The 26,850-nt window shown below is 69.4% G+C and carries 26 protein-coding genes; 16 read left to right on the forward strand and 10 right to left on the reverse strand.

Annotated features, from left to right (window positions below; all coding sequences use genetic code 11):
- Nucleotide 1 precedes the first annotated feature (1 nt).
- Entirely contained in the window at nt 2-745 is a 744-nt protein-coding gene (locus P7644_RS10310; protein ID WP_404298834.1) for a PEP-CTERM sorting domain-containing protein, read from the reverse strand.
- A gap of 330 nt (nt 746-1,075) precedes the next feature.
- Between P7644_RS10310 and P7644_RS10315 the strand changes: the two genes are divergently transcribed.
- From P7644_RS10315 to P7644_RS10330, 4 genes are all read left to right on the forward strand, one after another.
- The gene (locus P7644_RS10315) at nt 1,076-1,867 is read left to right on the forward strand and encodes an SDR family oxidoreductase (RefSeq protein WP_404298836.1); all 792 of its coding nucleotides are present in this window, start codon (nt 1,076-1,078) and stop codon (nt 1,865-1,867) included.
- A 72-nt stretch (nt 1,868-1,939) separates the two neighbouring features.
- Complete coding sequence (locus tag P7644_RS10320; RefSeq protein WP_404298838.1) at nt 1,940-2,365, forward strand: PaaI family thioesterase; 426 nt, start codon at nt 1,940-1,942, stop codon at nt 2,363-2,365.
- Nucleotides 2,366-2,458: 93 nt separating this feature from the next.
- Nucleotides 2,459-3,475 (forward strand): NADP-dependent oxidoreductase, encoded by a 1,017-nt coding sequence (locus tag P7644_RS10325; protein WP_404298840.1) that lies wholly within the window; start codon nt 2,459-2,461, stop codon nt 3,473-3,475.
- A 68-nt stretch (nt 3,476-3,543) separates the two neighbouring features.
- The gene (locus tag P7644_RS10330; protein WP_404298841.1) at nt 3,544-4,467 is read left to right on the forward strand and encodes a glutathione S-transferase family protein; all 924 of its coding nucleotides are present in this window, start codon (nt 3,544-3,546) and stop codon (nt 4,465-4,467) included.
- 811 nt (nt 4,468-5,278) lie between these two features.
- Here P7644_RS10330 and P7644_RS10335 read toward each other — a convergent pair.
- The gene (locus tag P7644_RS10335) at nt 5,279-5,932 is read right to left on the reverse strand and encodes a DUF1566 domain-containing protein (protein ID WP_404298843.1); all 654 of its coding nucleotides are present in this window, start codon (nt 5,930-5,932) and stop codon (nt 5,279-5,281) included.
- Nucleotides 5,933-6,107: 175 nt separating this feature from the next.
- Here P7644_RS10335 and P7644_RS10340 point away from each other — a divergent pair, with 175 nt between their 5' ends.
- Nucleotides 6,108-7,520, forward strand: a complete 1,413-nt coding sequence (locus P7644_RS10340; protein WP_404298845.1) for an MFS transporter — start codon at nt 6,108-6,110, stop codon at nt 7,518-7,520.
- Nucleotides 7,517-9,004 (forward strand): cryptochrome/photolyase family protein, encoded by a 1,488-nt coding sequence (locus P7644_RS10345; RefSeq protein ID WP_404298847.1) that lies wholly within the window; start codon nt 7,517-7,519, stop codon nt 9,002-9,004. The genes P7644_RS10340 and P7644_RS10345 overlap by 4 nt, the downstream gene beginning before the upstream one ends.
- A gap of 82 nt (nt 9,005-9,086) precedes the next feature.
- On the opposite strand, the gene P7644_RS10350 is transcribed toward P7644_RS10345, so the two are convergent.
- A complete protein-coding gene (locus P7644_RS10350; RefSeq protein ID WP_404298849.1) occupies nt 9,087-10,133 on the reverse strand; it encodes a DUF72 domain-containing protein in 1,047 nt (348 codons plus the stop codon).
- A 178-nt stretch (nt 10,134-10,311) separates the two neighbouring features.
- Between P7644_RS10350 and P7644_RS10355 the strand changes: the two genes are divergently transcribed.
- The 4 genes from P7644_RS10355 (at nt 10,312) to P7644_RS10370 (ending at nt 15,623) form a co-directional block, all read left to right on the forward strand.
- Entirely contained in the window at nt 10,312-12,783 is a 2,472-nt protein-coding gene (locus P7644_RS10355) for a Tex family protein (RefSeq protein WP_404298851.1), read from the forward strand.
- A gap of 89 nt (nt 12,784-12,872) precedes the next feature.
- Entirely contained in the window at nt 12,873-13,697 is an 825-nt protein-coding gene (locus P7644_RS10360; protein WP_404298854.1) for an HDOD domain-containing protein, read from the forward strand.
- 137 nt (nt 13,698-13,834) lie between these two features.
- Nucleotides 13,835-14,755, forward strand: coding sequence for an alpha/beta hydrolase (locus tag P7644_RS10365; RefSeq protein WP_404303174.1), 921 nt, complete (start codon nt 13,835-13,837; stop codon nt 14,753-14,755).
- A 7-nt stretch (nt 14,756-14,762) separates the two neighbouring features.
- On the forward strand, nt 14,763-15,623 hold the full coding sequence (locus P7644_RS10370) for a YbgC/FadM family acyl-CoA thioesterase (RefSeq protein WP_404298857.1): 861 nt from the start codon (nt 14,763-14,765) through the stop codon (nt 15,621-15,623).
- Between the two features lie 3 nt (nt 15,624-15,626).
- Here P7644_RS10370 and P7644_RS10375 read toward each other — a convergent pair whose 3' ends face one another.
- The 6 genes from P7644_RS10375 to P7644_RS10400 all read right to left on the reverse strand — a co-directional run bounded on the left by P7644_RS10375 (nt 15,627) and on the right by P7644_RS10400 (nt 21,307).
- Nucleotides 15,627-16,115: a heme-binding protein gene (locus P7644_RS10375; RefSeq protein ID WP_404298859.1), complete on the reverse strand. Its 489-nt coding sequence runs from the start codon at nt 16,113-16,115 to the stop codon at nt 15,627-15,629.
- 117 nt (nt 16,116-16,232) lie between these two features.
- Nucleotides 16,233-16,877, reverse strand: a complete 645-nt coding sequence (locus tag P7644_RS10380; RefSeq protein WP_404298861.1) for a response regulator transcription factor — start codon at nt 16,875-16,877, stop codon at nt 16,233-16,235.
- 157 nt (nt 16,878-17,034) lie between these two features.
- Nucleotides 17,035-18,618, reverse strand: a complete 1,584-nt coding sequence (locus P7644_RS10385) for an ATP-binding protein (RefSeq protein WP_404298864.1) — start codon at nt 18,616-18,618, stop codon at nt 17,035-17,037.
- Between the two features lie 22 nt (nt 18,619-18,640).
- Nucleotides 18,641-19,831: an MFS transporter gene (locus P7644_RS10390; protein WP_404298866.1), complete on the reverse strand. Its 1,191-nt coding sequence runs from the start codon at nt 19,829-19,831 to the stop codon at nt 18,641-18,643.
- Nucleotides 19,824-20,309: a nucleoside deaminase gene (locus P7644_RS10395; protein WP_404298868.1), complete on the reverse strand. Its 486-nt coding sequence runs from the start codon at nt 20,307-20,309 to the stop codon at nt 19,824-19,826. The genes P7644_RS10390 and P7644_RS10395 overlap by 8 nt, the downstream gene beginning before the upstream one ends.
- Before the next feature lie 59 nt (nt 20,310-20,368).
- Nucleotides 20,369-21,307: a YgfZ/GcvT domain-containing protein gene (locus P7644_RS10400; RefSeq protein WP_404298870.1), complete on the reverse strand. Its 939-nt coding sequence runs from the start codon at nt 21,305-21,307 to the stop codon at nt 20,369-20,371.
- A gap of 46 nt (nt 21,308-21,353) precedes the next feature.
- On the opposite strand from P7644_RS10400, the gene mltG reads away from it, so the two are divergent.
- The 6 genes from mltG (at nt 21,354) to P7644_RS10430 (ending at nt 25,925) form a co-directional block, all read left to right on the forward strand.
- Nucleotides 21,354-22,355: an endolytic transglycosylase MltG gene (gene mltG / locus P7644_RS10405; protein WP_404298872.1), complete on the forward strand. Its 1,002-nt coding sequence runs from the start codon at nt 21,354-21,356 to the stop codon at nt 22,353-22,355.
- Nucleotides 22,352-23,008, forward strand: coding sequence for a dTMP kinase (gene tmk, locus P7644_RS10410; protein WP_404298874.1), 657 nt, complete (start codon nt 22,352-22,354; stop codon nt 23,006-23,008). The genes mltG and tmk overlap by 4 nt, the downstream gene beginning before the upstream one ends.
- Entirely contained in the window at nt 23,005-24,000 is a 996-nt protein-coding gene (locus tag P7644_RS10415) for a DNA polymerase III subunit delta' (protein ID WP_404298875.1), read from the forward strand. The genes tmk and P7644_RS10415 overlap by 4 nt, the downstream gene beginning before the upstream one ends.
- Before the next feature lie 16 nt (nt 24,001-24,016).
- Nucleotides 24,017-24,376, forward strand: coding sequence for a PilZ domain-containing protein (locus P7644_RS10420; protein ID WP_404298877.1), 360 nt, complete (start codon nt 24,017-24,019; stop codon nt 24,374-24,376).
- A gap of 62 nt (nt 24,377-24,438) precedes the next feature.
- Nucleotides 24,439-25,248: a TatD family hydrolase gene (locus P7644_RS10425; protein WP_404298880.1), complete on the forward strand. Its 810-nt coding sequence runs from the start codon at nt 24,439-24,441 to the stop codon at nt 25,246-25,248.
- Complete coding sequence (locus tag P7644_RS10430; RefSeq protein ID WP_404298882.1) at nt 25,245-25,925, forward strand: ankyrin repeat domain-containing protein; 681 nt, start codon at nt 25,245-25,247, stop codon at nt 25,923-25,925. Before P7644_RS10425 ends, P7644_RS10430 begins: the two co-directional genes overlap by 4 nt.
- Before the next feature lie 64 nt (nt 25,926-25,989).
- Here the strand turns inward: P7644_RS10430 and P7644_RS10435 are convergent, their stop codons facing one another.
- Complete coding sequence (locus P7644_RS10435) at nt 25,990-26,667, reverse strand: GntR family transcriptional regulator (protein WP_404298883.1); 678 nt, start codon at nt 26,665-26,667, stop codon at nt 25,990-25,992.
- Nucleotides 26,668-26,850: the final 183 nt, after the last annotated feature.

The following is a 26,850-nucleotide window of genomic DNA, read 5'->3' on the forward strand; positions in this document are numbered from 1 at the left end:
ACTAGGGCCGCGGTTTGCGCCTGCTCGCCAGGACGCAGCCGAGCAATGCGGCGCCTACAAGCGCCAGCGATGCCGGCTCCGGCACCGAGTTGCCTGGCTCCAGGGCTTCGGTGGTGCGTATTCCGAAGGTGAAGCCATGCCATGTCTCCGGGGTGGGCACGGTCCACGAGAAGCTGGAGAACGTGCCCAGGAACTGGATGGTGCCGTGCCCTTCCGTGCCGCGCAGGATGTCCCCGGGCAACTGCGAAAGACTCGCGTTGGTGCCACCCCAATAGCCCGTGCCCTGGCTGACGATGGTGAAGGGGGAATCAAAGTCGTAGGTGGTTGGCACGCCGGGCTGGCCCAGGCTCACGATGGCCATGATCGGGTCCTTGATCGCGGCCGACAAGGTGACCGTATAGATCTGGTTTTGGCCGCCGCTCAACTGGATGATGTCGGTGCCCGGCGGCGCGTTGTCGACCTGGGCGCTGATATAGGGCGCGCTGGGGCTCCAGTAGTTGATTCCGCCGCCTGTCTGGGCGCCGTACAAGTTGCCGGGCGCTCCGTTGGCGTAGGTGGCGCTGAATGTCACGCCCACCGTCGAGGCGTCTGGCAACGTCATGACGCCGGTTGCGGTACCGCCCGCGACATTGGCGCTGGTCCAGTCAACGTAGTAGTAAGGGACGGCCGATGCGCTGCAGGCCGCCGCCAGGCCGCAGGCGGAGAGGGCCAGGTGGATCAGGCGCTTGGTTCTGGTGCTTTGCATGGTGCATGCTCCTTGAAGCGGCGGTATTCCCGTCAAAGCAAATCAAAGCAATTTTCGGTCCGGTTACTCAAGGCCTTGATTTCATTGCACAAGTGCGGCGTGACCCGTGCGGGGTGTCAAAAAATCCGACATCTGCCGTCGTGATGGGCCGCGTTCCCTGGCCGCCGGTAGCCATCTTGCATGGCCAAAAATTTGGCCCGGCATCACCCATGTGGCGCGCGGACCGCACCGGGCTCGCCACAATAGCTGGCCAGGATCCTGCCGCTTCGCGCATGGCCGCAAGCCGAGGCTGCGGCGGCAGGTACATCAAAGTCTTTGGGAGATAGCTTTATGGCCCGTACCGTTCAACAGCTTTTCGATCTTTCGGGCAAGACTGCCCTCGTCACCGGCGGCTCGCGCGGCCTGGGCCTGCAGATGGCGCGGGCGCTGGGCGAGGCGGGCGCGCGCATCATGCTCAGCTCGCGCAAGGCGGGCGACCTGGAGCAGGCCGCCGCCGAGCTGCAGGCCGCCGGCATCGACGCGCGCTGGATTGCCGCTGACTGCGCGCGCGAGGACGACATTCAGCGCCTGGCCGGCGAGACGCTCGAGCGCATGGGCGACGTGGACATCCTCGTCAACAACGCCGGCGCCAGTTGGGGCGCTCCGGCCGAGGACTACCCCCTGGCCGCCTGGGACAAGGTGATGAACCTGAACGTGCGCGGCTACTTCCTGCTGTCGCAGGCCATCGCCAGGCACAGCATGATCCCGCGCCGCGGCGGGCGCATCATCAACGTGGCCTCCATCGCCGGACTGGCGGGCAACCCGGTCGAGATGAAGACCATCGCCTACAACACCTCCAAGGGCGCGGTGATCAGCTTCACGCGCGCGCTGGCGGGCGAGTGGGGCGTGTATGGCATCGGCGTGAACGCCATCTGCCCGGGCTTCTTCAAGACCAGGATGGCCACCGTGCTCATCGAGACCATGGGCGAGGAGAAGATGGCCGCACAGGCACCGCTGCGCCGCCTGGGCGACGACGAGGACCTGAAGGGCATCACGCTGCTGTATGCCAGCGATGCCGGCAAGCACATCACCGGCCAGTGGCTGGCGGTGGATGGCGGGGTGAGCGCGATCCTGGGTGGGTGATAGCGGCAGGCCAAAGCGTAAAGCGCAGCCTGCGGCTATTCTTGCGACCTTATTTTTTTCTAGGAGCTGACCGTGCTGGATTTTGGAGCCGATATTCCCTTCGTCAAAGAGCTGGGTTTTGCCTTGCAGCGCATGCATGGGGGGGAGTCCGAGCTGCACTACGAGGCCCGTTCCCAGCACACCAATTCCTACGGCGTGATGCACGGCGGCGCCGTCATGACGCTGCTGGACGTGGCCATGGCCACGGCCGCGCGCAGCGACACGCCGGATATGGGCGTGGTCACCATCGAGATGAAGACCAGCTTCATGCGCCCGGCGCGCGGCCCCATGGTGGCGCGTGGCAAGCTGATCCAGCGCACGCGCTCCATGGCCTTTGCCGAGGCCTGGGTGTATGACGCCGAGGGCAAGCTGTGCAGCCAGTCCACCGGCACCTTCAAGTACGTGCCCAAGGCCCAGCCGGCCACGGGGCAGGCGGCGGGCACCATCTCCACCGATTGAGTTTTTAGCCAAATATGGCTGAAACGCTTATGCAGCAAGCGTAAGAAGCTATGAAAATGTAGTCCATCAACACGGTACAGGAGGCCAGCAGTCATGCCACGCAACTCACAGATCCTGCTCGACAACCGCCCGCAGGGCGAGGCCACGGTGGATAACTTCCGCCTGGTCGTCAGCGACACCCCCGCGTTGCGGGACGGCCAGGTGCTGGTGCGCCACCATTACCTGAGCCTGGACCCCTACATGCGCGGGCGCATGAACGAAGGCAAAAGCTACGCCGCCTGCCAGCCGCTGGGCGAGGTGATGATCGGCGGCACCGCGGGCGAGGTGGCCGAGAGCCGCCATCCCGACTACGCCGTGGGCGACAAGGTGGTGGGCATGGGCGGCTGGCAGGAGTGGAGCGTGGCCGATGGCGCCGCGCCCGGCATGCTGCGCAAGGTCGATACCCGCCATGTCCCCCTGTCGTACTACCTGGGCGCGGTGGGCATGCCGGGCGTGACGGCCTGGTACGGCCTCACGAAGATCATCGACCCCAAGCCCGGCCAGACCCTGGTGGTGAGCGCCGCCAGCGGCGCCGTGGGCAGCGCCTTCGGCGCCCTGGCCAAGGCGCGCGGCTGCCGCGTGGTGGGCATTGCCGGAGGCCCCGACAAGTGCCGCTACGTGACCGGGGAACTGGGCTTCGATGCCTGCATAGACCACCGCGCGCATGGCGACCTGGCCTCCATGTCCCAGGCGCTCAAGCAGGCCTGCCCGGACGGCATCGACGGTCATTTCGAGAACGTGGGCGGCTACATCCTCGACGCCGTGCTGCTGCGCGCCAACGCCTTCGCGCGCGTGGCACTGTGCGGTGTGATCGCTGGCTACGACGGCCGGCCGCTGCCGCTGCAAAACCCCGCGCTCATCCTCATCAACCGCATGCGGGTCGAGGGCTTCATCGTCAGCGAGCACATGGAGGTCTGGCCCGAGGCGCTGGCGGAGCTCGCCGGCCTGGTGGCCAGCGGCCGGCTGCGCCCGCGCGAGACCATCGCCCAGGGCCTGGCCGCCGCGCCCGAGGCCTTCCTGGGCCTGCTCAAGGGCCGCAACTTCGGCAAGCAGCTCGTCAAGCTGATTTGACGCACCGGCGCAGGGGCCGGGCGCGCGGGTGCATGATTCGGGCCTGGCATCGCCGCTGGAGTTGCACCATGACCGAACTCATACTGCACCACTATCCCGCATCGCCCTTTGCGCACAAGGCGCGTTGCGTGCTGGGTTTCAAGCGGCTGGCATGGAAGTCGGTCATCGTGCCCAGCGTCATGCCGAAGCCGGACGTGGTGGCGTTGACCGGAGGCTACCGGCGCACGCCCTTCCTGCAGATCGGCGCCGACATCTATTGCGACACGGCGCTGATCTGCGATGTGCTGGAGCACCTGCGGCCCGAGCCCACTTTGTTCCCGCCGCACCTCAAGGGCGTCTCGCGCGTGTTCGCGCAATGGGCCGACACCACGCTGTTTACCGCCGCCATGGCCTACAACCTGCAGCCGCGCGCGGCCGAGGCGCTGTTTGCCAGCTATCCCGCCGGCGCGGCCCAGGCCTTCAGCGCCGACCGGCACGCCATGGGCATGGCCCACCCGCAGCCGCAGGACGCGGCGGCGGCCTACCGCTCCTACCTGCGGCGCATCGCCAACATGGTGGAGGAGCATGACTTCCTGTTTGGCGCCGAGCCCTGCGTGGCCGACTTCGCCGCCTACCACCCGCTGTGGTTCACGCGCCAGTGCGTGCCCATGATGGCCGACATCCTGAATGCCACCCCGGCCGTGCTGGAGTGGATGGACCGCCTGGCGGCGCTGGGCCAGGGCCGGGCCGAGAAGTTCAGCGCCCAGGACGCCATCACCGTCGCCGCCGCAGCCATTCCCCAGCCGCTGCCGGCCCAGGTTTTCCAGGACGAGCATGGCATCCCCCTGGGCAGCCGCGTGAGCGTGGCCGCCGAGAGTTTTGGCACCGAACCCACCGAGGGCCGGCTCATCGCCGCCACACGCATGCACTACACCCTGGCGCGCACCGACCCGCGCGCGGGCGACCTGCACGTGCACTTTCCGCGCATCGGCTATGTGCTGCGTGCCGCCTGAATCGGGGTGTAAAAAGGGTATGGGGCTTTTTTAGCAAGCGTTTGCAGCTATCTTTTTTTGGTATGGGTTATAGGTTTGGATGTGGCTGGCCGGGTCTCGCCCCGGCGGGCGAGGCACTTTTCTTTGCTTCGCCAAAGAAAAGTACCCAAAAGAAAGGCGACCCTACTGTCCGTGACCCCTTCGCTGCGCTACGGGGCAACCTGCGATGCTCGTTCCCGGGGCGTGCCGCAGAACTCACTACGCGCCTTTGGCGCTGCGTTCAGACAACTGCGGCAAGTCAGACGACGAAGGCGTGTGTCCTGCGGCACACGCCCGCCCCGCGCCCTGCGCTTCTCGGCACGGCCAGAAGGGCACCCGCGAGACGGGCCATCGCTGCGCTCGGCTTTCGGTTAAACGCCCCCTGCCAGGCCGAGCGCAGCGATGGCCCGTGTCGGGCTGTTCAATCCCTGGGGCTGCGCCTGGGGCGGGGCGCTTGCGGGGTGGCATGCGCGTCGCAGCGCGCATGCTTCGTAGACTGACTTGCCGCAGTTGTTTGAACGCAGCGCCAAAGGCGCGTAGTGAGTTCTGCGGCACACCCCGCAAGTGCCCCGACACAGGTTTGCCCCGCAGCGCAAGCGAAGGGGTCGCAGACTTGGGGTCGCTTTTCTTTTGGGTACTTTTCTTTGGCGAAGCAAAGAAAAGTGCCTCGCCCGCCGGGGCGAGACCCGGCCAGCCACATCCAACCCCCTAACCCACACCAAAAAAGATAGCTGCAAACGCATACCATACAAGCCAAACAACCCAATTCAGCCCAAAGTGAAAGGCATGGCTCTTATGGCGCCGGCCGCACCAGCTGCACATGCAGTCGCGTGGCGCGGCCCACGTCGCTGCGGGCCTCGCCGCTGCCCATGTGCACGGCCCAGCCTTGCTGCACGGTGATGCTGCTCTCGCCCGCGCCGCCGCGTGCCACGTTGCCGTAGGCGTAGGGGTTGACGGTGTTGGCGTTGACGCTGGCCGATCCCGTCCAGAGCCAGTCGCGCGGCATGGCCGGGAACAGCCGCTGGTCCACCGACGGCGGCTGCGCATTGCGGTTGACCAGGCGGCGCAGCTCATTCACGCGCGGCAGGCGCCAGCGCACGCCGTCGGCCTGCCAGCGCTGGCGCACCAGGGCTTGGGCCTCGCCGTAGCTGAACAGCTGGGCCACGCCGCGGCAGGCGCTGCCGTTCCAGACCATGCCCTGCACGCAGCGCGGCCAGGCCAGGCGCGCGTGCGGGTCTATCACCAGGCTGCCGTCGGGCGACAGGAGCAGGGCCGGTTGCGGTACCCGTGCCGCCGGCACCGGCGCATCGTCGCCGCCGCTCTGCGCTTGGGCTGCGGCCATGGCCGGCAGGGCCAACGCCGCGGCCCACAGGGCCAGGGCGGCGACGCGCCGGCGCAGCGCGGGGGAGGATGGAGGCAGGAGCATGGCGGTGTGGGCAGTGATCATCGACGACGTCCATTGTGTGTGCACGCGCATGCGGACAATGCCGCGAATAGCTGCGGCTTAAGGGCCTTCATGCGCGTGCCAGGCAGGCCCGGGTGAGTCTGGCGACAATCGCAGGAATGCCGTTTCCCACTTTTTGCCGCAGCTTTTGCCATCACGCCCCGCACGGGGGCGTGCGATGAGCGCCCGTCCGCAGATCGTCACCACCTCCGACGGCCTGGCCCAGCCCGCGCGCGGCCAGGCCATGCTGGTCATCATCCTGGGGCTGGCGCTGGCCGTGCTCGACACCAGCCTGATCAACCTGGCGCTGCCCGACATCGCGCGCGAGCTGGAGTCGAACGCGGCGCAGTCGATCTGGGTGGTCAACGCCTACCAGATGGCCACGCTGATCGTGCTGCTGCCGCTGGCGGCCCTGGGCGAGCGCATGGGCTACCGGCGCGTGTACCTGGTGGGCATCGCGCTGTTTGCCGTGGCGTCGGTGGGGGCCATGCAGGCCGCCAGCATGCCGGCGCTGATCGCCGCGCGCGCGCTGCAGGGCCTGGGCGCGGCCGGCGTGATGGCCGTGAACGCGGCCCTGGTGCGCCTGATCTATCCGCGCGCGCAGCTGGGCCAGGGCATGGCCATCAATTCGCTGGTCGTGGCCACGGCGTCCATGGCCGGGCCGTCGGTGGCGGCGGCCATCCTGTCGGTGGCGACCTGGCCCTGGCTGTTTGCCATGAACCTGCCGCTGGGCCTGGGCGTCTGGTGGCTGGGGCGGCGCGCGCTGCCGGCCAACCCGCCGTCCGAGCACGATGGGCCGCGCTTTTCGCTCATCGACGTACTGCTCAACGGCGCCATGTTCACGCTGATCTTCCTGGGGGGCTCGCGCCTTGGCGTGGGGGCTGCGGCGCAGGCGGGTGGCGGCACATCGGGTGCTGTCTCGGGCGGTTGGCTGCTGCTGGCCGGCCTGGCCGTGGGGGCGGTGTATCTGCGGCGCCAGTGGAGCCGGGCGGCGCCGCTGTTTCCGGTGGACCTGCTGCGCATACCCGTGTTCGCGCTGTCCATGGGCTCGTCCGTGGGGGCGTTCTGCGCGCAGATGCTGGGCTTTCTGGCACTGCCCTTCCTGCTGCTGGAGGCGCAGGGCCGCAGCCACCTGGAGGCCGGCTTGCTCATCACTGCCTGGCCGCTGGCCACGGCCGTGGTGGCGCCGCTGGCCGGGCGCCTGATCGGCCGTCACCCGGACGGCCTGCTGGGCGGCATCGGCATGGCGGTGTTCGCGGCCGGTCTGCTGTCGCTGGGCCTGCTGCCGGCGCAGCCGGCCGACTGGAACGTGGTCTGGCGCATGGCGCTGTGCGGCGCCGGTTTTGCGCTGTTCCAGTCGCCTAACAACCACACCATCGTCACCTCGGCCCCGCTGCACAGGAGCGGCGCGGCCAGCGGCATGCTGGGCACGGCGCGCCTCACGGGCCAGACCCTGGGCGCCGTGCTGCTCGCGGCCATCTTTGCGCTGCGGCCTGGGCACGACGGCAGCGCCGAGTCGCTCGCGCTGCTGGTGGCCGCGGGCTGCGCGGCGGCGGCGGGCGTGTGCAGCTCGCTGCGGGTGCGCACATGATGCGGCCTTCGCTGCCGGGCGGCGCCACCTCGGCCCTGGTCTGGCTGCGGCGCGACCTGCGCTGCGATGACCATGCGGCGCTCTATCACGCGCTGCGCCGTTTCGAGCGGGTGTACTGCGCCTTCGTCTTCGACACCGACATCCTCGATGCGCTGCCCAGCCGCTGCGACCGGCGCGTGGAGTTCATCCACGCCAGCGTGCTGGAGCTGCATGAGGCCTTGCAGCAGCTTGCCGCGCACGGCGGCGCCCCCGGCGGCGGGCTGATCGTGCGCCATGGCCCGGCGGTGCGCTGCATCGTGCAGCTGGCACAGGAGCTGGGCGTGCAGGAGGTGCTGGCCAACCGCGACTACGAGCCCGAAGCCATCGCGCGCGACCGGCGCGTGGCCCAGGCCCTGCAGGCCGTGGGCATTACCTTCAGCGACTACAAGGACCAGGTGCTGCTGGAGCGTGACGAGGTGCTGACCCGGCAGGGCCGGCCCTATAGCGTGTTCACGCCCTACAGGCGCGCCTGGCTGCAGCGGCTGGATGCCTTTCAGCTCAGGCCCTACCCGGTGGCGCGCCATGCCCGGCACCTGGCCGCGCCGCCCGCGGGCGAGCGCCTGCCTGCGCTGGAAGAGCTGGGCTTTGCCCGCACCAACCTGCACGAGCTGCACCTGCCCACCGGCATGCGCGGCGCGCAGCGGCTGCTGCAGGACTTCGCGCCGCGCATGGCGGCCTATCAGGAGGCGCGCGACTACCCCGGGCGCAAGGGCGTCTCCTACCTGTCGGTGCACCTGCGCTTTGGCACCGTCTCCATCCGCCGGCTGGCGGCGCTGGCGGCGGCACAGGCAGAGCAGGGCTGCGCGGGCGCGCAGACCTGGCTGTCGGAGCTGGCCTGGCGCGACTTCTATTTCATGATCCTGTGGCACCACCCGCAGGTGCTCACGCAGTCGTTCAAGCCCGAGTACGACGGCGTGCAATGGGACGAGGCGCCAGACCTCTGGCAGGCCTGGTGCGAGGCACGCACCGGCTACCCGCTGGTCGATGCCGCCATGCGCCAGCTGCTGCAGACGGGCTATATGCACAACCGCCTGCGCATGGTGGTGGCGAGCTTTCTGACCAAGGACCTGGGGATCGACTGGCGCCGAGGCGAACGCTTTTTTGCCCAGCACCTGAACGACTACGACCTGGCGGCCAACAACGGCGGCTGGCAGTGGGCGGCGTCCACCGGCTGTGACGCGCAGCCCTGGTTTCGCATCTTCAACCCGGTGACGCAGTCCGAGCGGTTCGACCCCGGGGGGCGCTTTATCCGCCGCTACCTGCCCGAGCTGGCGCGCGTGCCCGATGCGCACATCCACTTTCCCGCGGCCATGAAGCCGGTCGAGCTGGCGGCCTGCGGCCTGCGACTGGGCATGGACTACCCGCTGCCCGTCGTGGACCATGCGCGGGCGCGCGAGCGCACGCTGATGCGCTTTCACTTCCTGGGAGCCAAGGCCGGCGCTTGACGCCACCACGCGCGGCTGCAGAACCGCCTTGTCAGGATTTTTGTCGTGTAACGGGCTTCCAGAAAGCGCTTGAAGCTATCAATCAAATAGCTGATGCGCGGTCGCCCACCACCTGTTCTGCCAGCCGGCGCAGCGTGAGCGGCGCGCAGCCCTCGGCATGGTTGCTGATGGTGACGTAGGCGTTCTGCCCGCGCCCGCACACCCCGGCCAGCGTGCGCGCGAGCAGCGCGTGGGTGTCAGGGTCGGGGTCGTGGATGCGGTCGTAGGGCGCGTACAGCCTTTGCGCGTCCGCATAGCCGTGCGGGCCGTGCACGGAGTGCAGGTTCCAGCGGCAGACCAGCGGCCCGGGCCACAGCCGGCGCAACAGCGGCAGCTGCCCGGCCAGCGGCGGCAGGCGCGGGTGCAGGCCCAGGCAGTAGGTGGCGCCGCAGCTCCTGAGCACGTCGGCGAAGTGCGCCAGGTGTTCTGGCGCCAGCCACGCGCTGTCGCGCACCTCCACGGCCAGCACGGCGTCGGGCTGGTTCAGGGCGGGCTGCGCCAGCAGCAGGGCGCGCAGGCGCTCCAGCACCTCGGGCAGGCGATCGAGCAGGCGCCAGGGCAGGGGGCTCAGCTGGAACACCAGGGCGCCGGTGCGCGCGCCCAGGCCTTCGAGCGCGGGCGCGACGAACTCCTGCGCGGCCAGCAGCGGGTCCAGGAAGGCGGGGTTGGGCTCGCGTGCGCGCCCGTCCTCGCTGCGCACCAGGGCGTCGGTGACCAGGCTGGGCGCCTTGACCACGAAGCGGAAATCCCCCGGCACCTGGGCCGCGTAGCGCGCGTAGTCGCTGGCCGTGAGTGGGCGGTAGAAGCTGCGGTCTATGCTCACGGTGCGCAGCAGCGGGTGCTGGGCATAGACGCTCAATCCCTTCCTGGCGAGCAGCTGCTCGGAATGCGCGCCCTCCCACAGCAGGCCCTGCCAGCCGGGGTAGCTCCACGACGAGGTGCCCAGGCGCAGGCTGGGTGGCAGCCGCGCGGCCAGGGCGCGCAGATCGTCACCCCAGGCGGCGGGGTGTATGCCCGAGCGGCGCGCGCCCGGTCTTTCGGGCGCCTTGTCAGGCCCGGGCGGCGGGCCGCCGAACAGGTCGTCCTGCAACTACAGCCCCTCGAACAGCGCGCCGCGCGCGCATACGCAGCTGCCCGGCGGGCATTCGGCGCGGATAGGAAAGGGCTGGGCGGGCATGGCTGGCGTTCGATTATGGGGCGGCCGCCATGGGTGCGCCGGGCCGTATGGCAAACTCCCGCGCTTCGTTTTCCTCGCGTTTTCCAGGCACATGCAGCAGATCGTCCGGCAGTTGGCCGCAGAAATCAAAATCACCGAAACCCAGGTCCAGGCCGCCGTGGAACTGCTCGATGGCGGCGCCACCGTGCCCTTCATCGCGCGCTACCGCAAGGAGGCCACCGGCGGGCTGGACGACGTGCAGCTGCGCGAGCTCGACGCGCGCCTGTCCTACCTGCGCGAGCTGCAGGAACGCCGCGTGGCCGTGCTCAAGGCCATCGACGAGCAGGGCAAGCTGACCGACGCATTGCGCGCGCAGATCGCCGCCGCGCCGACCAAGCAGGAGCTGGAGGACATCTACCTGCCGTTCAAGCAGAAGCGCCGCACCAAGGGCCAGATCGCCAGGGAGTTCGGCATCGAGCCGCTGGCCGACAGACTGTTCGCCGACCCCACGCTGGACCCGCACACAGAGGCGCAGGCCTTCTGCCAGCCCGCCACCACCTTGGACGACGGCAAGCCGGGGCCGGACTTTTCCACGACGTTTGCCGTGCTCGACGGTGTGCGCGACATCCTCTCCGAGCGCTGGGCCGAAGACGCCGTGCTGGTGCAGGGCCTGCGCGAATGGTTGTGGAACGAGGGGCTGCTGCGCTCCAAGAAGGTGGAGGGCAAGAACGAGAACGACCCCGAGGTCGCCAAGTTCCGCGACTACTTCGACTACGACGAGCCGATCGGCCGCGTGCCCTCGCACCGGGCGCTGGCGGTGTTCCGCGGCCGGGCGCTGGAGATTTTGGAGGCCCGGCTGGTGCAGCCCGAACTCACTCCCTCCCCCGCTGGGGGAGGGCAGGGGTGGGGGCCAGCCGCGGCCGCCAGCGCCAGCCAGCCCCCATCCCCACCTTCCCCCAGCGGGGGAAGGAGCGATACCCCCAGCCTGGCCGAAGGCCGCATTGCCCTGCACCTGGGCTGGAGCCACCAGGGCAGGAAGAGCGACGACCTGCTGCGCAAATGCGTGGCCTGGACCTGGCGCGTGAAGCTCAGCCTGTCCACCGAACGCGACCTGTTCTCGCGCCTGCGCGAGGATGCCGAGAAGGTGGCCATCAAGGTCTTTGCCGACAACCTGCGCGACCTGCTGCTGGCCGCGCCTGCCGGCCCCAAGGCGGTGATGGGGCTGGACCCCGGCATTCGCACCGGCGTCAAGGTGGCGGTGGTGGACGCCACGGGCAAGCTGGTGGAGACCGCCACCGTCTACCCGCACGAGCCGCGCCGCGACTGGGACGGCAGCCTGGCGACGCTGGGCCGCCTGGTGCAAAAGCATGGCGTGCAGCTCATCGCCATCGGCAACGGCACGGCCAGCCGCGAGACCGACAAGCTCGCCGCCGAGCTCATCAAGTTGATGCAAAAAACGGTTTCAGCCCAAGCGGGTCAAGCGCAAGCAGCTATTGAAAAAGTAGTGGTGAGCGAGGCCGGCGCCTCGGTCTACAGCGCCAGCGAATACGCTTCTCAAGAGATGCCCGACGTGGATGTGAGCCTGCGCGGCGCGGCCAGTATCGCGCGCCGCCTGCAGGACCCGCTGGCCGAGCTGGTGAAGATCGAACCCAAGAGCATCGGCGTGGGCCAGTACCAGCACGACGTGAACCAGGGCGAGCTGGCGCGCACCCTGGGCGCCGTGGTCGAGGACTGCGTGAACTCGGTGGGCGTAGACCTGAACACGGCCAGCGTGCCGCTGCTGTCGCGCGTCTCGGGCCTGTCGGGCAGCGTGGCCAAGGCTGTGGTGCGCTGGCGCGAGGCCAACGGTGCCTTCAAGAGCCGCAAGCAGCTGATGGAGGTGAGCGGCCTGGGCGCCAAGACCTTCGAGCAGGCGGCGGGCTTTCTGCGCATACGCGGGGGCGAGAACCCGCTGGACATGACCGGCGTGCACCCCGAGACCTACCCGGTGGTGGAGAGCATCATCGAGAAAACCGGCAAGAGCGTGGCCGATCTGATGGGCCGCGCCGACATGCTCAAGACGCTCAAGCCCGAACTGTTCGCCAATGAAAAATTTGGCGTCATCACCGTCAAGGACATCCTGGCCGAGCTGGAAAAACCCGGCCGCGACCCGCGCCCCGACTTCCATGTGGCGCGCTTCAACGAAGGCGTGGAGGAAATCTCCGATCTCAAGGAGGGCATGGTGCTGGAGGGCACGGTGAGCAATGTGGCCCAGTTCGGCGCCTTCGTGGACCTGGGCGTGCACCAGGACGGGCTGGTGCATGTGAGCCAGTTGGCCAACAAGTTCGTGAGCGACGCGCGCGAGGTCGTCAAGACCGGGCAGATCGTCAAGGTGAAGGTGCTGGAGGTGGACGTGGCGCGCGGGCGTATCAGCCTGACCATGAAGCTGGACGCCGCCCCGGCACGCCGCGATGGGCCGCGCGACAACCGCTTCGAGGGCGCGGGCCGCGCAGAACGGGGTTATGCCCAGCCGCAGCGGCGCAACGATCCTGCGCCGCAGTCGGCCATGGCCTCGGCCTTTGCCAAGCTGCAGGGCCGGCGCTGAATCTAGGTTGTGCGTTGGGCGTGGACGCTGCAATGGGTCGCACCACGCACATAATCGGCGCCTCGTCCGTTTCCAATCCTGCCATCCCCATGGAGCTTCAAGCCCTGCTGGCGCAGCCCTTCATGCTGCCCAGCCTGCCACGTGCCGTGGCGCTACTGATGAATGAACTGGGCAGTGCCGAGCCCAGTCTGCGGCGTCTGAACCAGCATTTTGGTTCCGACCCGGCGCTCGCCGCGCGCCTGCTGCAGGAGGCCAACTCCCCGTCGTTCGGCGCCCAGAGGCAGATCGCAGGCATTCCCGAGGCACTGGCCCTGCTGGGCGTGGCCCAGCTGCGCAGGCTGGTGAGCTCGGCGCCGCTGGGCGCCAGCTCGCGCTCGGTGCCGGGCGTGAACCTGCAGCATTTCTGGCGCTACAGTCTGAATACGGCCAAGCTGGCGCGCTCGTTCGCGGGCCTGGTGCACCAGAACCAGATTGCGGCCTACACGGCAGGCCTGCTGCATGCTGTGGGCGAGCTGGCGCTGCACCTGGGCGCCCCCGAGCGCATGCAGTCCATCAACACCCTGCTGGCGCCGCTGGATCCGCGCCGCGCCAAGCTGGAGCTGCGCCTGTTGGGCTACTGCTACGCCCAGGTCAGCGCGGGGCTGGCCGTGCGCTGGCAGCTGCCGGATGTGGTGGTGGACGCCCTGCGCCATCACCAGGCGCCCTTTGAGAATAATTCCTGCGAACCCCTGGCCGGCGTGCTGCACCTGGCCGCCTGGCGTGCGCGCGCGCGCGAGGCGGCGCTGGGCGAGCGCGAGCTGGCCGTGTCCTTTCCCGGCGAGGTGGGCGTGACCCTGGGCCTGGACATCGACATGGTGCTGCAGCAGGACCCGATCGACTGGATGGCGCGCTCGGACGCCGGGGAATACGTTTGAGCCTGCCCGGCAGATGAAGGCCATGGTGCCGGCCTGCCGGGTGCGCAGCCCGTGCAGGGGCGCTGCAAGCAAACCAAGGATTTTGAGCATTGACGACCGATATCGCCTCCAGTTCCCACGCGCGGCTCACGCCGCAGATGCGTAGCGTCACCGAGCGCATGGCGCGCGCCGGCCGCCCCCCGCTGCATACCCTGACCCCGTTGGAGGCGCGCGCCGCCTACGAGTTGGGCGCCGGCGTGCTGGAAGTCCCCAAGGCCGTGCTGGCGCGCGTGGAAGATCTGCATATCCCGGCGCGCGACGGGGCGCGGCTGCCCGCGCGCCTGTATGCAAGCGCCACGCGGCCCGGCCTGCCGCTGCTCTTGTACCTGCACGGCGGCGGCTTCACCATAGGTAGCATTGCCACGCACGACGTGCTGTGCCGCGAGCTGGCGCGCCTGGCCGGCTGCATGGTGCTGTCGATCGACTACCGCCTGGCGCCCGAGCATCCCTTCCCCACCGCCAGCAACGATGCCTGGGACGCGCTGGCCTGGCTGGCTGCCAACGCAGCCCGGCTGGGCGCCGACCCCGCGCGCCTGGCCGTGGGCGGCGACAGCGCGGGCGGCACGCTGGCGGCCGTGAATGCCATCCTGGCGCGCGATGCCGGCCTGCCGCTGGCGCTGCAGCTGCTGATCTACCCCGGCACCACGGCGCACCAGGACACGCCCTCGCACACCGAGTTTGCCCACGGCCCGGTGCTCGACCGCGCGGCCATCGGCTGGTTCTTCAACCAATACATCCCCGGCCACGCCGAGCGCGAGGACTGGCGCTTCGCCCCGCTGCTCGCCCCCGACGTCGACGGCGTGGCGCCCGCCTGGATCGGCCTGGCCGAATGCGACCCGCTGGTGGACGAGGGCGTGGCCTACGGCGACAAGCTGCGCGCCGCCGGCGTGGCCGTGGATCTGGAGATCTACCACGGCGTGACGCACGAATTCATCAAGATGGGTCGCGCCATTCCCGAGGCGCGGCGCGCCCACCAGGACGCGGCGTGCGCGCTGCGCACCGCCTTTCACATGGAGTGACACCCCTATGCAACGCCAAGACTTTCGCTGCCTTCACCGCCTGCGTGTGCGCTGGTCCGAGGTGGACATGCAGAAAATCGTCTTCAACGCCCACTACCTCAGCTATGCCGACTGCGCCATGACCGAATACTGGCGCGCGCTGGCCATGCCCTATGAGGCCGGCATGCGGGCCCTGGGCGGCGAGGTGTACCTGAAGAAGGCCAGCGTCGAGTACCACGCCTCGGCGCGCCTGGATGACCTGCTCGACTTGGGGCTGCGCTGCGCGCGCGTGGGCAACAGCTCGCTGGTGTTCGAATGCGGCATGTTCGCGGGCGAGCGGCTGCTGGCCGCCGTCGAGCTGGTCTATGTCTTCGCCGACCCGGCCACACAGACCAAGCGCGCCGTGCCGCCCCAGCTGCGCGCCATGATCGAGCACTTCGAGGACGGCGGCGAGATGGTGGAGCTGCGCGTGGGCGACTGGGCCACGCTGGGCCGCGATGCCACCCAGCTGCGCATGGCGGTGTTCGTGCAGGAGCAGGGCATAGACCCAGCGATCGAGCTTGACGAGCACGATGCCACGGCCGTGCACGCCGTGGCCTACAACCGCCTGGCGCAGCCGATAGCCACGGGCCGCCTGCTGTACGCGGCGCCGGGTGATGCGCGCATAGGCCGCATGGCCGTGGACCGCGTGGTGCGCGGCCAGCGCTGGGGCCGCATGGTGCTCGACGCCCTGGTGCATGCCGCGCAGGCACGCGGCGACGCCGAGGTCACGCTGCACGCCCAGCGCAGCGCCGAGGGCTTTTACCGCCGCGCCGGCTTCGAGGTGCAGGGCGAGCCGTTCGAGGAGGCCGGCATAGCGCACATCACCATGCGGCGGGTGTTGTCGTAGCGCTTACTTGAGTAATTCCTGCACCTGGTCGAGCGCCGCCTTGGCGCATTGCTCGTCCAGATGGCCGCCGGGGGCGCCGCCAATGCCCACGGCGCCGATCACCTCGTTGCCCACCTTGATCGGCAGACCGCCGCCCAGCAACAGGTAGCCCGGGATCTGGCCCAGGTTGACCGCGCCGGGGTTCTTCTGCGAGCCTTCCATGATGGCGCTGGTGCTGTTCTTCGCCGATGCCGAGGTATAGGCCTTCAGGCGGCTGGCTTCCAGGGTGTGGGGGCCGGCGTTGTCGGCGCGCAGCTGCGCGCGCACCTGGCCGGCGCGATCCACCACGGTGGCCGTCACCGCGTAGCCATTGGCGGCGCAGGCGGCAACGCTGCGCGTGGCGATCTGGCTGGCGAGCTCCAGCGACATGTTTTTCTCGGTGCGCACGGCCTGGGCGTTGGCGGCACAGGCGATGACGGTGGTGGCGAGCAGGGCGATGGTCTTGGTTTGCATGGGTGCTTTCTCCGGCAGGTTGACAGGCGCCGCAGCGGCGCTGCAGGCATGGATGCGACTGTAGAAAAAGCCTCCCTTGCGCACCATTCGCATGGCTACGCTGGGCGTTACGTAGTTTTACGCGGTGGGCGGCGCATCCATTTCCGCCAGGCTGGCGTAGCGGCGCACGAGGTATGCCAGGCTTGGCACCTGCAGCTTGGCGAACAGGTTGGCGCGGTGTACCTCCACGGTGCGTGGCGAAAGCTCCAGTGCGCGTGCCATTTCCTTGTTCGACAGGCCTTGCACGATCAGCGCCAGAACCTGGCGTTCGCGCGTGGAGAGTTCGGCAAACCGCTGCTCGGCATCGCGATCCGCCCGGCGTTGCTGGCGCGCGCGCACATGCTGGCGCACGGCCGCCTGCAGCGTCTCCAGCAGCAGTTCGTCGTCCACCGGTTTTTCCAGGAACTCCGCCGCGCCGGCCTTGAATGCGCGTCGGCACATGTCCACCGTGCCGTGGCCGGTCAGCAGGACGATGGGGTGGTCCACCCCCTGGTCCACGAGCTGCGCCAGCAGCACCAGGCCGCCGATGCCGGGCATGCGCACGTCGAGCACGATGGCGCCTATGCCTTCGCGGTCGAACTGCGCGGCAAACGCCAAGGGATCGGCCCAGGTCTGCACGCGCAGGCCAATGGTGGAAATGAGCAGCGCCAGACTGGCGCGTACTGCGTCGTCATCGTCCACCAGGTGGATCAACGGGGATAGGTCTGCGTTGGAGGCGGTCATCTTAGAGCGTGTTCAAGGTCTTTTCATGGAGCCCGCAAGGCAGCAAAAGGCTGCAATCTAGGCGCACGCCGCAGCCCATGCTGGCGGCCTGGGTAAGGCGGGCAACGACGAGTGCGGCCTTTTGCTGCCTTGCCCGAAGGGTTGCCCCGCAAAAACATCATCTGCGGCGTTGCAAATCCTCGCCGGGCCACCAGCCCGGCTGCGGTTTGCGCCTTGCATCTGCCGCCTTTGCGGGGCAACGGGCTCCATGAAAAGACCTTGAACACGCTCTTAGGGTGTGCACCGGCAGGCGCAGGGCAAAACAGGCCCCGGGGCCGGTGGCGGCCTCGTGCAGCTGCAGGCTGGCGCCCATGCTCTCGGCCAGGCTTTGGCTCAGCGTCAATCCCAGTCCCAGGCCGTGGGCACGGTTGCTGGCAAACGGAATGAACAGACGGGGCAGCATGTCGGGGGCGATGCCGGGGCCGCTGTCGCGCACCGTGAGCAGCAACTGCGCGCCCTGGTGCGCGATCGTGATCCAGATCTGGCGTTCGCCCAGGGGCATCGGCTCGATCGCCTGCAGCGCGTTGGCCAGCAGGTTGTGCAGGATTTGCTGCAACGCCACCGCATCGGCGCTGGCGGCGGGAAGGCCGGGCGCGAACTGCGGGTGCACCTGCACCTTGTGGGCGGCAAGCTGGGGTTCGAGCAGGTGCAGCGCGTCGGTGACGGCCTGGGGCAGGTCGATGGCCCTGGTTCGCGCCGCCGCGTCCGGGCGTTCGACCAGGCGGCGCAGCCGCGTCACCACGTCCGATGCGCGCCGCGCCTGCGCCACCGCCTGTGCCAGGGCCTGGCGCAGCAGCGGCATGTCGGGTTCATCGTCGGCCAGCAGGCGCTGCGCGGCCTGGCTGCTGGCGAGCACCGCCGTGAGCGGCTGGTTGAGCTCGTGCGCCATGCCGGCGGCGAGCTCCCCCAGGGTGTTCAACCGCGCCACCTGGCCCAGCTGCAGCAACTGCTCGGCGCGCCGGCGGGCCACGCGCTGGCGCAGCAGCTGGCGCAGTGCGGCGAGAAGGGCGGCGCTGCCCGCCACCCAGCCGAGCAGCTCAGCCCAGGGCAGCATGCCGGCGCGCACCGTCTGCTGCATGTGCAGCGCCAGGGGCTGGCTCGCGGCCGCGAGCGTCTTCTCGGCCCGCCAGTGCCAGCGTCCTGCTTCCTCCGTACCGCCCTGGATCTCGTAGCGCTGGCTGCCGAGCGTGAGCCAGGCCCGCACCGGGCTGCCGGCGAGCAGTGGCCAGTCGTCGGTCAGTACCGTGGTGTGCAGGTCCAGGTGCAGCGCAAAGCTGGCGGGCGAGCCGGCCAGCACCAGATAGAGCTGGCCGCTGGCCAGGTCGCTCTGGGCCAGCACGGCGTGGCCGCTGGCGCGCGACTGTGCGAGTGCTGCATCCATGCCCTGCGGCCAGCCGGCGGGCCAGGCCTGGGCGGCATCGACGTGGCGCAGCACTTCGCGCACCTGCGGGTAGGGCCGGGTGAGTGCGCTCCAGGGCGCGGGCCCGGCCGCTGGGCCTTCGGGCTGCAGCAATACCAGCGTGGCCAGGATGGCCTCGTGCTGCACCATGCGCTGGCTGAGCACGCGGTGGGCAATGCGCGCATCGGTGTCGAAGGCGTCATGCAGCTGCTGCAGGCGCTGCTGCACCAGCCATGCGCAGCCGGCTGCGGCCAGCACCAGCCAGGCCAGCAGCCACGGGGCGATGCGGCGCAATCCGTTCATGGGCAAATTCTGGCACGCGGCTTCACGTTGCCGGCGGGCGCATCACATGCTCGAAGCGTGCGGGCGCAAAGCGTGCCACCAGCACCGCAACGAGCAGCGCGATGGCGCACTGCATCCACCAGCCGCTGGAAAAGCCGCTGCTGCCCTGGTGCAGCCGCGCCATCAGCCAGGGCGGCAGGGCCGAGAGCAGAAAGCCGCCGCCCTGCATCAGCGCGTTCAGCGCGCCGGCCTGCAGCGGTGCGTGCAAGTGCTCTAGTGCCACCAGCATGAAAAAGGTGAAGCAGCCGCCCAGGCCCACGCCCAGCACGATGACAGTCGCCAGCGGCGCGGCCAGGGGTGCCGTGGCCAGCAGCGCAAAGCCCAGCGCCTGGCAGCCGAGCGTGAGCCAGAGCCAGGGACGGCGATCGGGCCCGCCGCGCGTGGCCAGCACTGGCAGCAGCAGGGCGGCCACCGCTTGTGCGATCGACAGGACGGCGACCAGCGTGCCGCTGCGCGCGGCGCTCAAGCCCAGCTCCTGGTAGTGCGGCGCCAGCCACGCGACCATGCTGGCGTAGCCGCCGTTCATCAGGCCAAAGGCCAGCATCAAATACCAGGTGCGTGGGCGGCGCAGCAGCCAGGCGGTGGCGCCGCCGCGTGTTCCGGCAGCCGTGGGCGGCGCCATGCGGCCCAGCTGCCACCAGGCAAGGGCCAGCGCCGCCAGCACGGGCAGCGACCACAGCGCCAGGGTGCCGCTCCAGTCCATGCCCCACTGCAGCGCCAGTGGAGAAAGCTGCGCCCCCAGTGCGCCACCGCCCATGAGGGCGGCCGAGTACACACCCATCATCGGCGCGACATGGTGCGGCGTATGCAGCTTGATCAGGCCCGGCAGCACGCCCTGCACCAGCGCCACGCCCACGCCGCACAGCGCGGCGGTGGCGATCAGCCAGGCAGGAACCAGGCGCAGAGCGCAGCCCAGCGCCAGCAGCGTGAGCGCCAGCGCCAGCGTGGAGCGCGCGCCCACGCGCTGCAGCACGGCGGGCGCGAGCCAGGTGCCCGCGCCCATCAGTGCCATGGGCAGCAGCGTGAGCCAGGCCAACGCCTGCAGACTCAGGCCCGTGTGCGCCTGGATGGCCGGCGTGAGCGGCCCCACGGCGGTGAGAAACGGGCGCAGGTTGAGCGTGACCAGCACCACCGTGGCCAGCCACGCCGGCGCGATGCGCGCGCGCTCAACCACGGGGCGTTTCTGGCCAAGGAGCGTCGCCGTACAGCTGCGCCGCGCTGATGCCGGTATCGAGCCGCTCCATGGGCAGGGGAGGAGGGCTTAAAGACAGGCGCAGGCGCTGGTAGCTGCCTTCGCTGGACAGGCCATAGGGCGCGGCATCCTGGTTGTCGAAGGCAAAGAAGACGCGCTCGGCCCCGGCCATGACCAGCGCCGCCAGGCACATCGGGCAGGGGTGGCCGCTGGCGTAGACGCTGCAGCCGACAAGGCTTGCGTCACGCCTGGCGCGCGTGGCCGCGCGCAGCGCCTGCATCTCGGCGTGCGCGCTGGGGTCGCAGGTCTGGAGGATCTCGTTCACGCCGCTGGCCAGTGGCTGGCCGTCACACGCGATCACGGCGCCAAAGGGCCGCCCGCCCTGGATGCGGTTGGCGCGCGCCAAATCGACGGCTTGGCGCAGCAGTGCAACGTCGTGGGTGGAGGTGATAGGTGCCATGCCCAAGGGTTTCGGTTGGTTGCTCGTGCGGGTGGTGCGCTCAAAGAACCTGAATTCCCTCAAATATCCTCAAGCAGCGCATAAGGCAGCGGCAGCAGCGTGAGCGGCACGCCGTCCGCTGCGCCGACCTGCAGCGCGCCGCCAGCGGCCGCGATCTGCAGCGACACCAGCGCATCCACGCCGCCACCGGGCGCCGCGGCGCACTGCACCACGGTGCCCACGGGTTGTTCGGCGTCACCCTCGGCGAACACCTCGGCGCCCACGGCGATGGCCGAGGGCGCGTGCACCAGATAGGCGCGGCGCTTGAGCGTGCCGCGGAACTGGCTGCGCGCCACCACCTCCTGGCCGGGATAGCAGCCCTTCTTGAAGTTCACGCCGCCCACGGACTCGTAGTTCAGCATCTGCGGCACGAAGGCCTCGGCCACTGGGGCGGTCAGGGTGGCGACGCCGCTCCTGACTTCGCTCCACAGCCACAGTGCCTCATCCAGCGGCGCACCGGCGGGGGCGGCGCTCGCGGCGGGCGCCAGCCACAGGGCGCGCGCCTGGCCGTCGGCTGGGTACAGCCGCACCACGCTGGCATCGCCCACATCGGCCTTGGCCCAGGGCTCATCGTCCGCCGGCGGCACGGCGCGGGCCGCATCGCCCAGCAGGCCGTAGAGCGCGAAGTCGCCAGTGGCATCGGTCAGCCTGGCCTTGGCGCGCAGCACGAACATGGACAGGCGCTTGAGCGTGGGCGCCAGCAGGTCGCGCGCGCACACCAGCAGCACCTCGGTGTCGCTGCGCTTGAAGGCGATGCAGCTGGCCAGCATGCGGCCCTTGACGTTGAGGAAGGCCGCCAGGCGCGCGTGCCGCAGATCGAGCAGCGCAAAGTCCTGGGTCAGCTGACCATGCAGGTATTTGGCGGCGTCTTCACCGGCTACGCGGATCACGCCGAGCTGGGATAAACGGGTCACGCCGCCCACGGGCAGGGGCGGGGGCACTGGCTTGGGGTCGGTCATGGCTGAATTATGATGCCCGGCTTTCCTTCATACGGGCTGCAGGGTTGTGCGTAGGTTCCTACTTTTGGTGTTGCTCATCGCTCTGGCCGCGGCCTTTGGTGCGGCCTGGTGGCTGCACTCGCCCATGCCGGTGCGTGCCGGCCTGGGCACGGGGCAGCCGCTGGAGCTGGAGATAGAGCCCGGCACTACGCCGCGAGGCGTGGCGCGTGCCGTGGTGCAGGCCGGCTTCGACACCGATGCGCGCCTGCTGTTCTGGTGGTTCCGCCTGTCGGGCAAGGACCGCGGCATCAAGGCCGGCAACTACGAGATTCCACCGGACACCAGCCCCCATGCGCTGCTGCAGAAGCTGGTGCGCGGGGAGGAGGCGCTGCGCGCCGTGACGCTGGTGGAGGGCTGGAGCTTCCGCCAGCTGCGCCAGGCGCTGGCGCGCGCCGAGCAGCTCAAGAGCGAGACCGAGGGCCTGAGCGACGCCGACATCATGGTCCGCCTGGACCGTGCGGGCGTGCCGGCCGAGGGACGTTTCTTTCCCGACACCTACACCTACGCCAAGGGCAGCAGCGATCTGGCCGTGCTGCGCCGCGCGCTGCATGCCATGGACCGGCGCCTGGAAGCGGCCTGGGCCCAACGCGCACCCGATACGCCGCTCAAATCCGCCGAGCAGGCGCTGATCCTGGCCAGCATCGTGGAGAAGGAAACCGGCCGGGCCGAGGACCGCGCGCAGATCGCCGGCGTGTTCACGAACCGCCTGCGCGTGGGCATGCTGCTGCAGACCGACCCCACGGTGATCTACGGCCTGGGCGAGAGGTTCGATGGCAACCTGCGCAAGCGCGACCTGCAGGCCGACACGCCCTACAACACCTACACGCGCGCCGGCCTGCCGCCCACGCCAATCGCCATGCCGGGACGGGCGGCGCTGCTGGCTGCCGTGCAGCCAGCGGATACGCGCGCGCTGTACTTCGTGGCGCGCGGCGACGGCAGCAGCCATTTCAGCGCCACGCTCGACGAGCACAACCGCGCCGTCAACCGCTACCAACGAGGGCAGAAATGATGCAGGGGTTGTTCATCACCTTCGAGGGCATAGACGGCGCCGGCAAGTCCTCGCATATCGACACCCTGGCCCAGGCCCTGCGCGCCGCCGGGCGCACGGTGACGCTGACGCGCGAGCCCGGCGGCACGCCGCTGGCCGAGAAGCTGCGCGCGCTGCTGCTGCACGAGGCCATGGACGCGCTGACCGAGACCCTGCTGGTGTTTGCCGCAAGGCGCGACCACCTGCTGCGCGTGATCGAGCCGGCGCTGGCGCGCGGCGAGGTGGTGCTGTGCGACCGCTTCACCGACGCCACCTTTGCCTACCAGGGCGCGGGCCGCGGCTTTGATCTGAGTGTGCTCTCTTATATGGAGCGGCTTGCGCAGACGGGGATTGGGTTGCAGCCCGATTTGATGCTCAACCCCGATCTGACCCTATGGTTTGACGTGCCGCCCGAAGTGGCCGCCGAGCGCCTGGCCCAGGCGCGCGCGCCTGACCGCTTCGAGGCCGAGCCCGCCGCATTCTTCGCCCGCGTGGCGCGCGGCTATGCCGACCGCGCCGCCGCCGCGCCTGGGCGCTTTGCGCGCATCGACGGGGCGCAGGCGCGCGAGCGCGTGGCGGCCCAGATGCTGGCCATGGTCGCCGCACGCGGCTGGCTGCCCGAGGACGCGCAATGAGCACCGTCGCGCCCTGGATCGCCGCGCAGCGCACGCAGCTCTTGGCCCAGCGCGGCCATGCCTGGCTGCTGCAGGGCCCTTCGGGCCTGGGCCAGTACCAGCTCGCGCTGGAACTGGTGCGCGCCTGGCTGTGCGACGCGCCCGGCGAACATGGCGCCTGCGGCCAATGCGCGAGCTGCCACGGCGTGGACGTGCACACCCATGCCGACCTGTGCGTGCTCATGCCCGAAACGCAAATGCTAGCCCTGGGCTGGCCCCTGCCCGAAAAGGCGCAGGCCGAGATCGAGGACAAGAAGCGCAAGGCCAGCCGCGAGATCCGCGTGGATGCCATGCGCGACGCCGTGGAGTTTGCCCAGCGCACCAGCGCGCGCGGGCGCGGCAAGGCGGTGCTGGTGTTCCCGGCCGAGCAGATGAACCATGTCACGGCCAACGCCCTGCTCAAGACGCTGGAGGAGCCGCCGGGCGACGTGCGCTTTGTGCTCGCCACCGAGGCCGCGCACGAGCTGCTGCCCACCATACGCAGCCGCTGCCTGGGCCACACCATGCTCTGGCCCGCACCCGATGCGGCGCAGGACTGGCTGGCGGGGCAGGGCGTGGCGCCCGATGCCGCGCAGGCCCTGCTGCGCGCCGCGGGCGGGCGGCCCGACGATGCGTTGGCCCTGCAGCGCGCCGGCCGCAGCCCCCAGGCCTGGGCGTTGATTCCGAAGGCCATGGCGCGCGGCGATGTTTCGGCGCTGGCCGAGCTCGAACCGGCCCAGGCCGTGGATGCGCTGCAAAAGCTCTGCCATGACCTGCTGTTGCGCAGCGTGGGCGCGCAGCCGCGCTACTTTGCCGCGGCCGACCTGCCCGCGCCGCCGGGCGTGGGGCCGCTCACGCGCTGGTCGCGCGCCCTCGCGCAGGAAGCGCGCACGGCCGACCATCCCTTCAACGCCGGCCTGATGCTGGAGTCGCTTGTGGCCCAGGCAAAGAGCACACTAAACTCGCGCCATTGATACCCCCTGAGCATCTATGAGCAGTCCCTCCACAGCGCCGCGCCCCAGCGTCATGCAGCTGAACATCAAGGAAAAGGCCGCGCTGTACGCGGCCTATATCCCGCTCTTCGAGGAGGGCGGCATGTTCGTGCCCACGACGCGCGAGTACCGGCTGGGCGATGATGTCTACGTGCTGCTCACCCTGCCCGATGAGCCGCAGCGCTACCCCGTCGCCGGCCGCGTGGCCTGGGTGACTCCCGCGCGTGCGGCGGGCAACCGCACGCAGGGTGTGGGCATACAGTTCCCGAGGGACGAGAAGTCGCGCCAGCTCAAGCTCAAGATCGAGGAAATCCTGGGCACGACCCTGGCCTCGGACCGGCCGACGCAGACCATTTGAGCGGCGCGCTTTTGCCCTGATGCCGACCTCTCGCCGGTCGGCTTTTTCGTTTTTCTACCGCCATGTTTGTCGATTCCCACTGCCATCTGAATTTCCCCGAGCTTGTCCACCAGCTGCCCCAGATCCGCCAGGCCATGGCGGCGGCGCAGGTGGACCGGGCGCTGTGCATCTGCACCACCATGGAGGAGTTTCCCGCCGTGCATGGCCTGGCCACCACGTACGACAACTTCTGGGCCACCGTCGGCGTGCATCCGGATACCGAGGACATGACCGAGCCCAGCGTGCAGGACCTGCTCGCGTGCGCCGCGCTGGCGCGCGTGGTGGCCATCGGCGAGACGGGGCTGGACTATTACGGCATGCAGGAGCGCAAGGGCGGGCGCAGCATTGCCGACCTGGAGTGGCAGCGCGAGCGCTTTCGCACCCATATCCGCGCGGCGCGCGCCTGTGCCAAGCCGCTGGTGATCCACACGCGCAGTGCATCGCAGGACACGCTGGCCATCCTGCGCGAGGAGGGCGAGGACGGCGGCGCTGGCAGCGCCGGCGGCGTGTTCCACTGCTTCACCGAGAGCGCCGAGGTGGCGCGCGCGGCGCTGGACATGGGCTTCTACGTCTCGTTCTCCGGCATCATCACCTTCAAGAGCGCGCAAGACCTGCGCGACGTGGCCGCCTTCGTGCCCATGGACCGCCTGCTCATCGAGACCGACAGCCCTTACCTGGCGCCCGTGCCCTACCGCGGCAAGACCAACAATCCGTCCTATGTGCCCTTCGTGGCGCAGCAGATCGCGGCCGTGAAGGGTTTGCCCGTGGAGGAGGTGGCGCGGGCCACGAGCCGCAACTTCGAGCATTTGTTCCTGCAGGGAAGCACCGCATGACGAGCCGCCGCAGCACCCTGGCGTGGCTGGCCCTGGCCGCGATCGCCCCCCTGTCGGGGCCGGCGCAGGCCGGTTCCTATGAGGATTTTTTCAAGGCCATCGAGCTCGACAATGACGCGACCATCTCCGCCTTGCTGAAGCGGGGCTTTGACCCGAATGCGCGCGACCCCAAGGGCCAGCCGGCGCTCATCGTTGCGCTGCGGGGCGACTCGCGCAAGGCCGCAGCCGCGCTGATTGCGGCCAAGGGCCTGAAGGTCGAGGAGCGCAACGCCAACGACGAGAGCGCGCTGATGCTGGCCGCGCTGCGCGGCAACCTGGAGGCGGCACGCGCCCTGATCGCGCGGGACGCGGACGTCAACAAGACCGGCTGGGCGCCGCTGCACTACGCCGCCTCCGGCACCACGCAGGAGGCCAGGCCCATGGTGGCGCTGCTGCTGGAGGAAAACGCCTACATCGACGCCGCCTCGCCCAACGGCACCACGCCCCTGATGATGGCCGTGCGCTACGGCCAGGCCGACGTGGCGCGGCTCCTGGTCGAGGAGGGGGCAGACCCCCAGCTCAAAAACGAGCTGGGCCTGACGGCGCTGGACTTCGCGCGCCAGGCCAACCGCGCCGACATGGTGGAGCTGGTGTCGCAGGCCGTGCGCCGGCGCCAGCCGAATCGAGGCAAATGGTGATACTTTCTTTTTTGTAGCTATCTGCGCTTGATGCGTAAGCGCTACAGCCCTTTTTCTTTGAGTATCACTGACCCGCGCCGGTGTCCGAAATGCGCCGCGCGTAGGCCGCCAGCACGATGCGCTCGGAGTGCACCAGGTAGTCGCCCAGCGCGGCCGCGGCCTCCTGCAGCTTGCCGGCCTCGAACAGCTCGATGAGCTTCACGTTGCCGTCCACATAGGGCGCATGCAAGAACTCCGGGTCGTCGAGCAGGCCGAAGGCCAGGCGCAGCTCGGCCAGCAGGTGCGCAAACATTTCGTTCAGCCGCTCGCTGTCGGCCAGCTCGACGATGGCCTTGTGGAACTCCATGTTGGCCGTGCCCACGCCGCGCCAGTCGCCGCCCTCGCGGCAGCGCAGCGCACTGTCCACGGCCTGGCGCAGGCGTTTCCTGGCCGGGTGGCGCGGATAGGCCTGGGCCAGGGCCTGGCATTCGATGAGCCGGCGCACGCGGTAGATGTCGATGATGGCCGCGATGCTGGGAATGGCCACCGACACGCCGCGGTTGGGCTCGTGCTTGAGCAATCCCTCCTTGGTCAGCACGCGAAAGGCCTCGCGCAGCGTGTTGCGCGAGATCTCCAGGCTCTCGCTCAAGGTCGCCTCGGACAGGCGTTGGCCCGGGGCGAATTCGCCGTGGACGATCTTTTCCCGGACCAGCCCCGCAATGCGGTCGGAGAGGTTTTGTTGCGGGTCGGTGGCACTGGTCATGGGGCAAGCGAGGGGTATCGGAGGAGACAAGTGTAGCCAGCACTTTTGCGCATGTGCCTGCCGCAGGAGGAGCGCCGCCTGGTGCGTATCAGGGTTTCTCAGGATATTGATCGTCCTCCTTTTGCGTAATCATTGTTCAACAATTTGAAGAAAATGGTTCTTCAATTTTTCACCAGGCATGCT

The sequence above is a fragment of the Alicycliphilus denitrificans genome, assembly GCF_044792555.1.
Taxonomy (GTDB): domain Bacteria; phylum Pseudomonadota; class Gammaproteobacteria; order Burkholderiales; family Burkholderiaceae_C; genus Alicycliphilus; species Alicycliphilus denitrificans_A.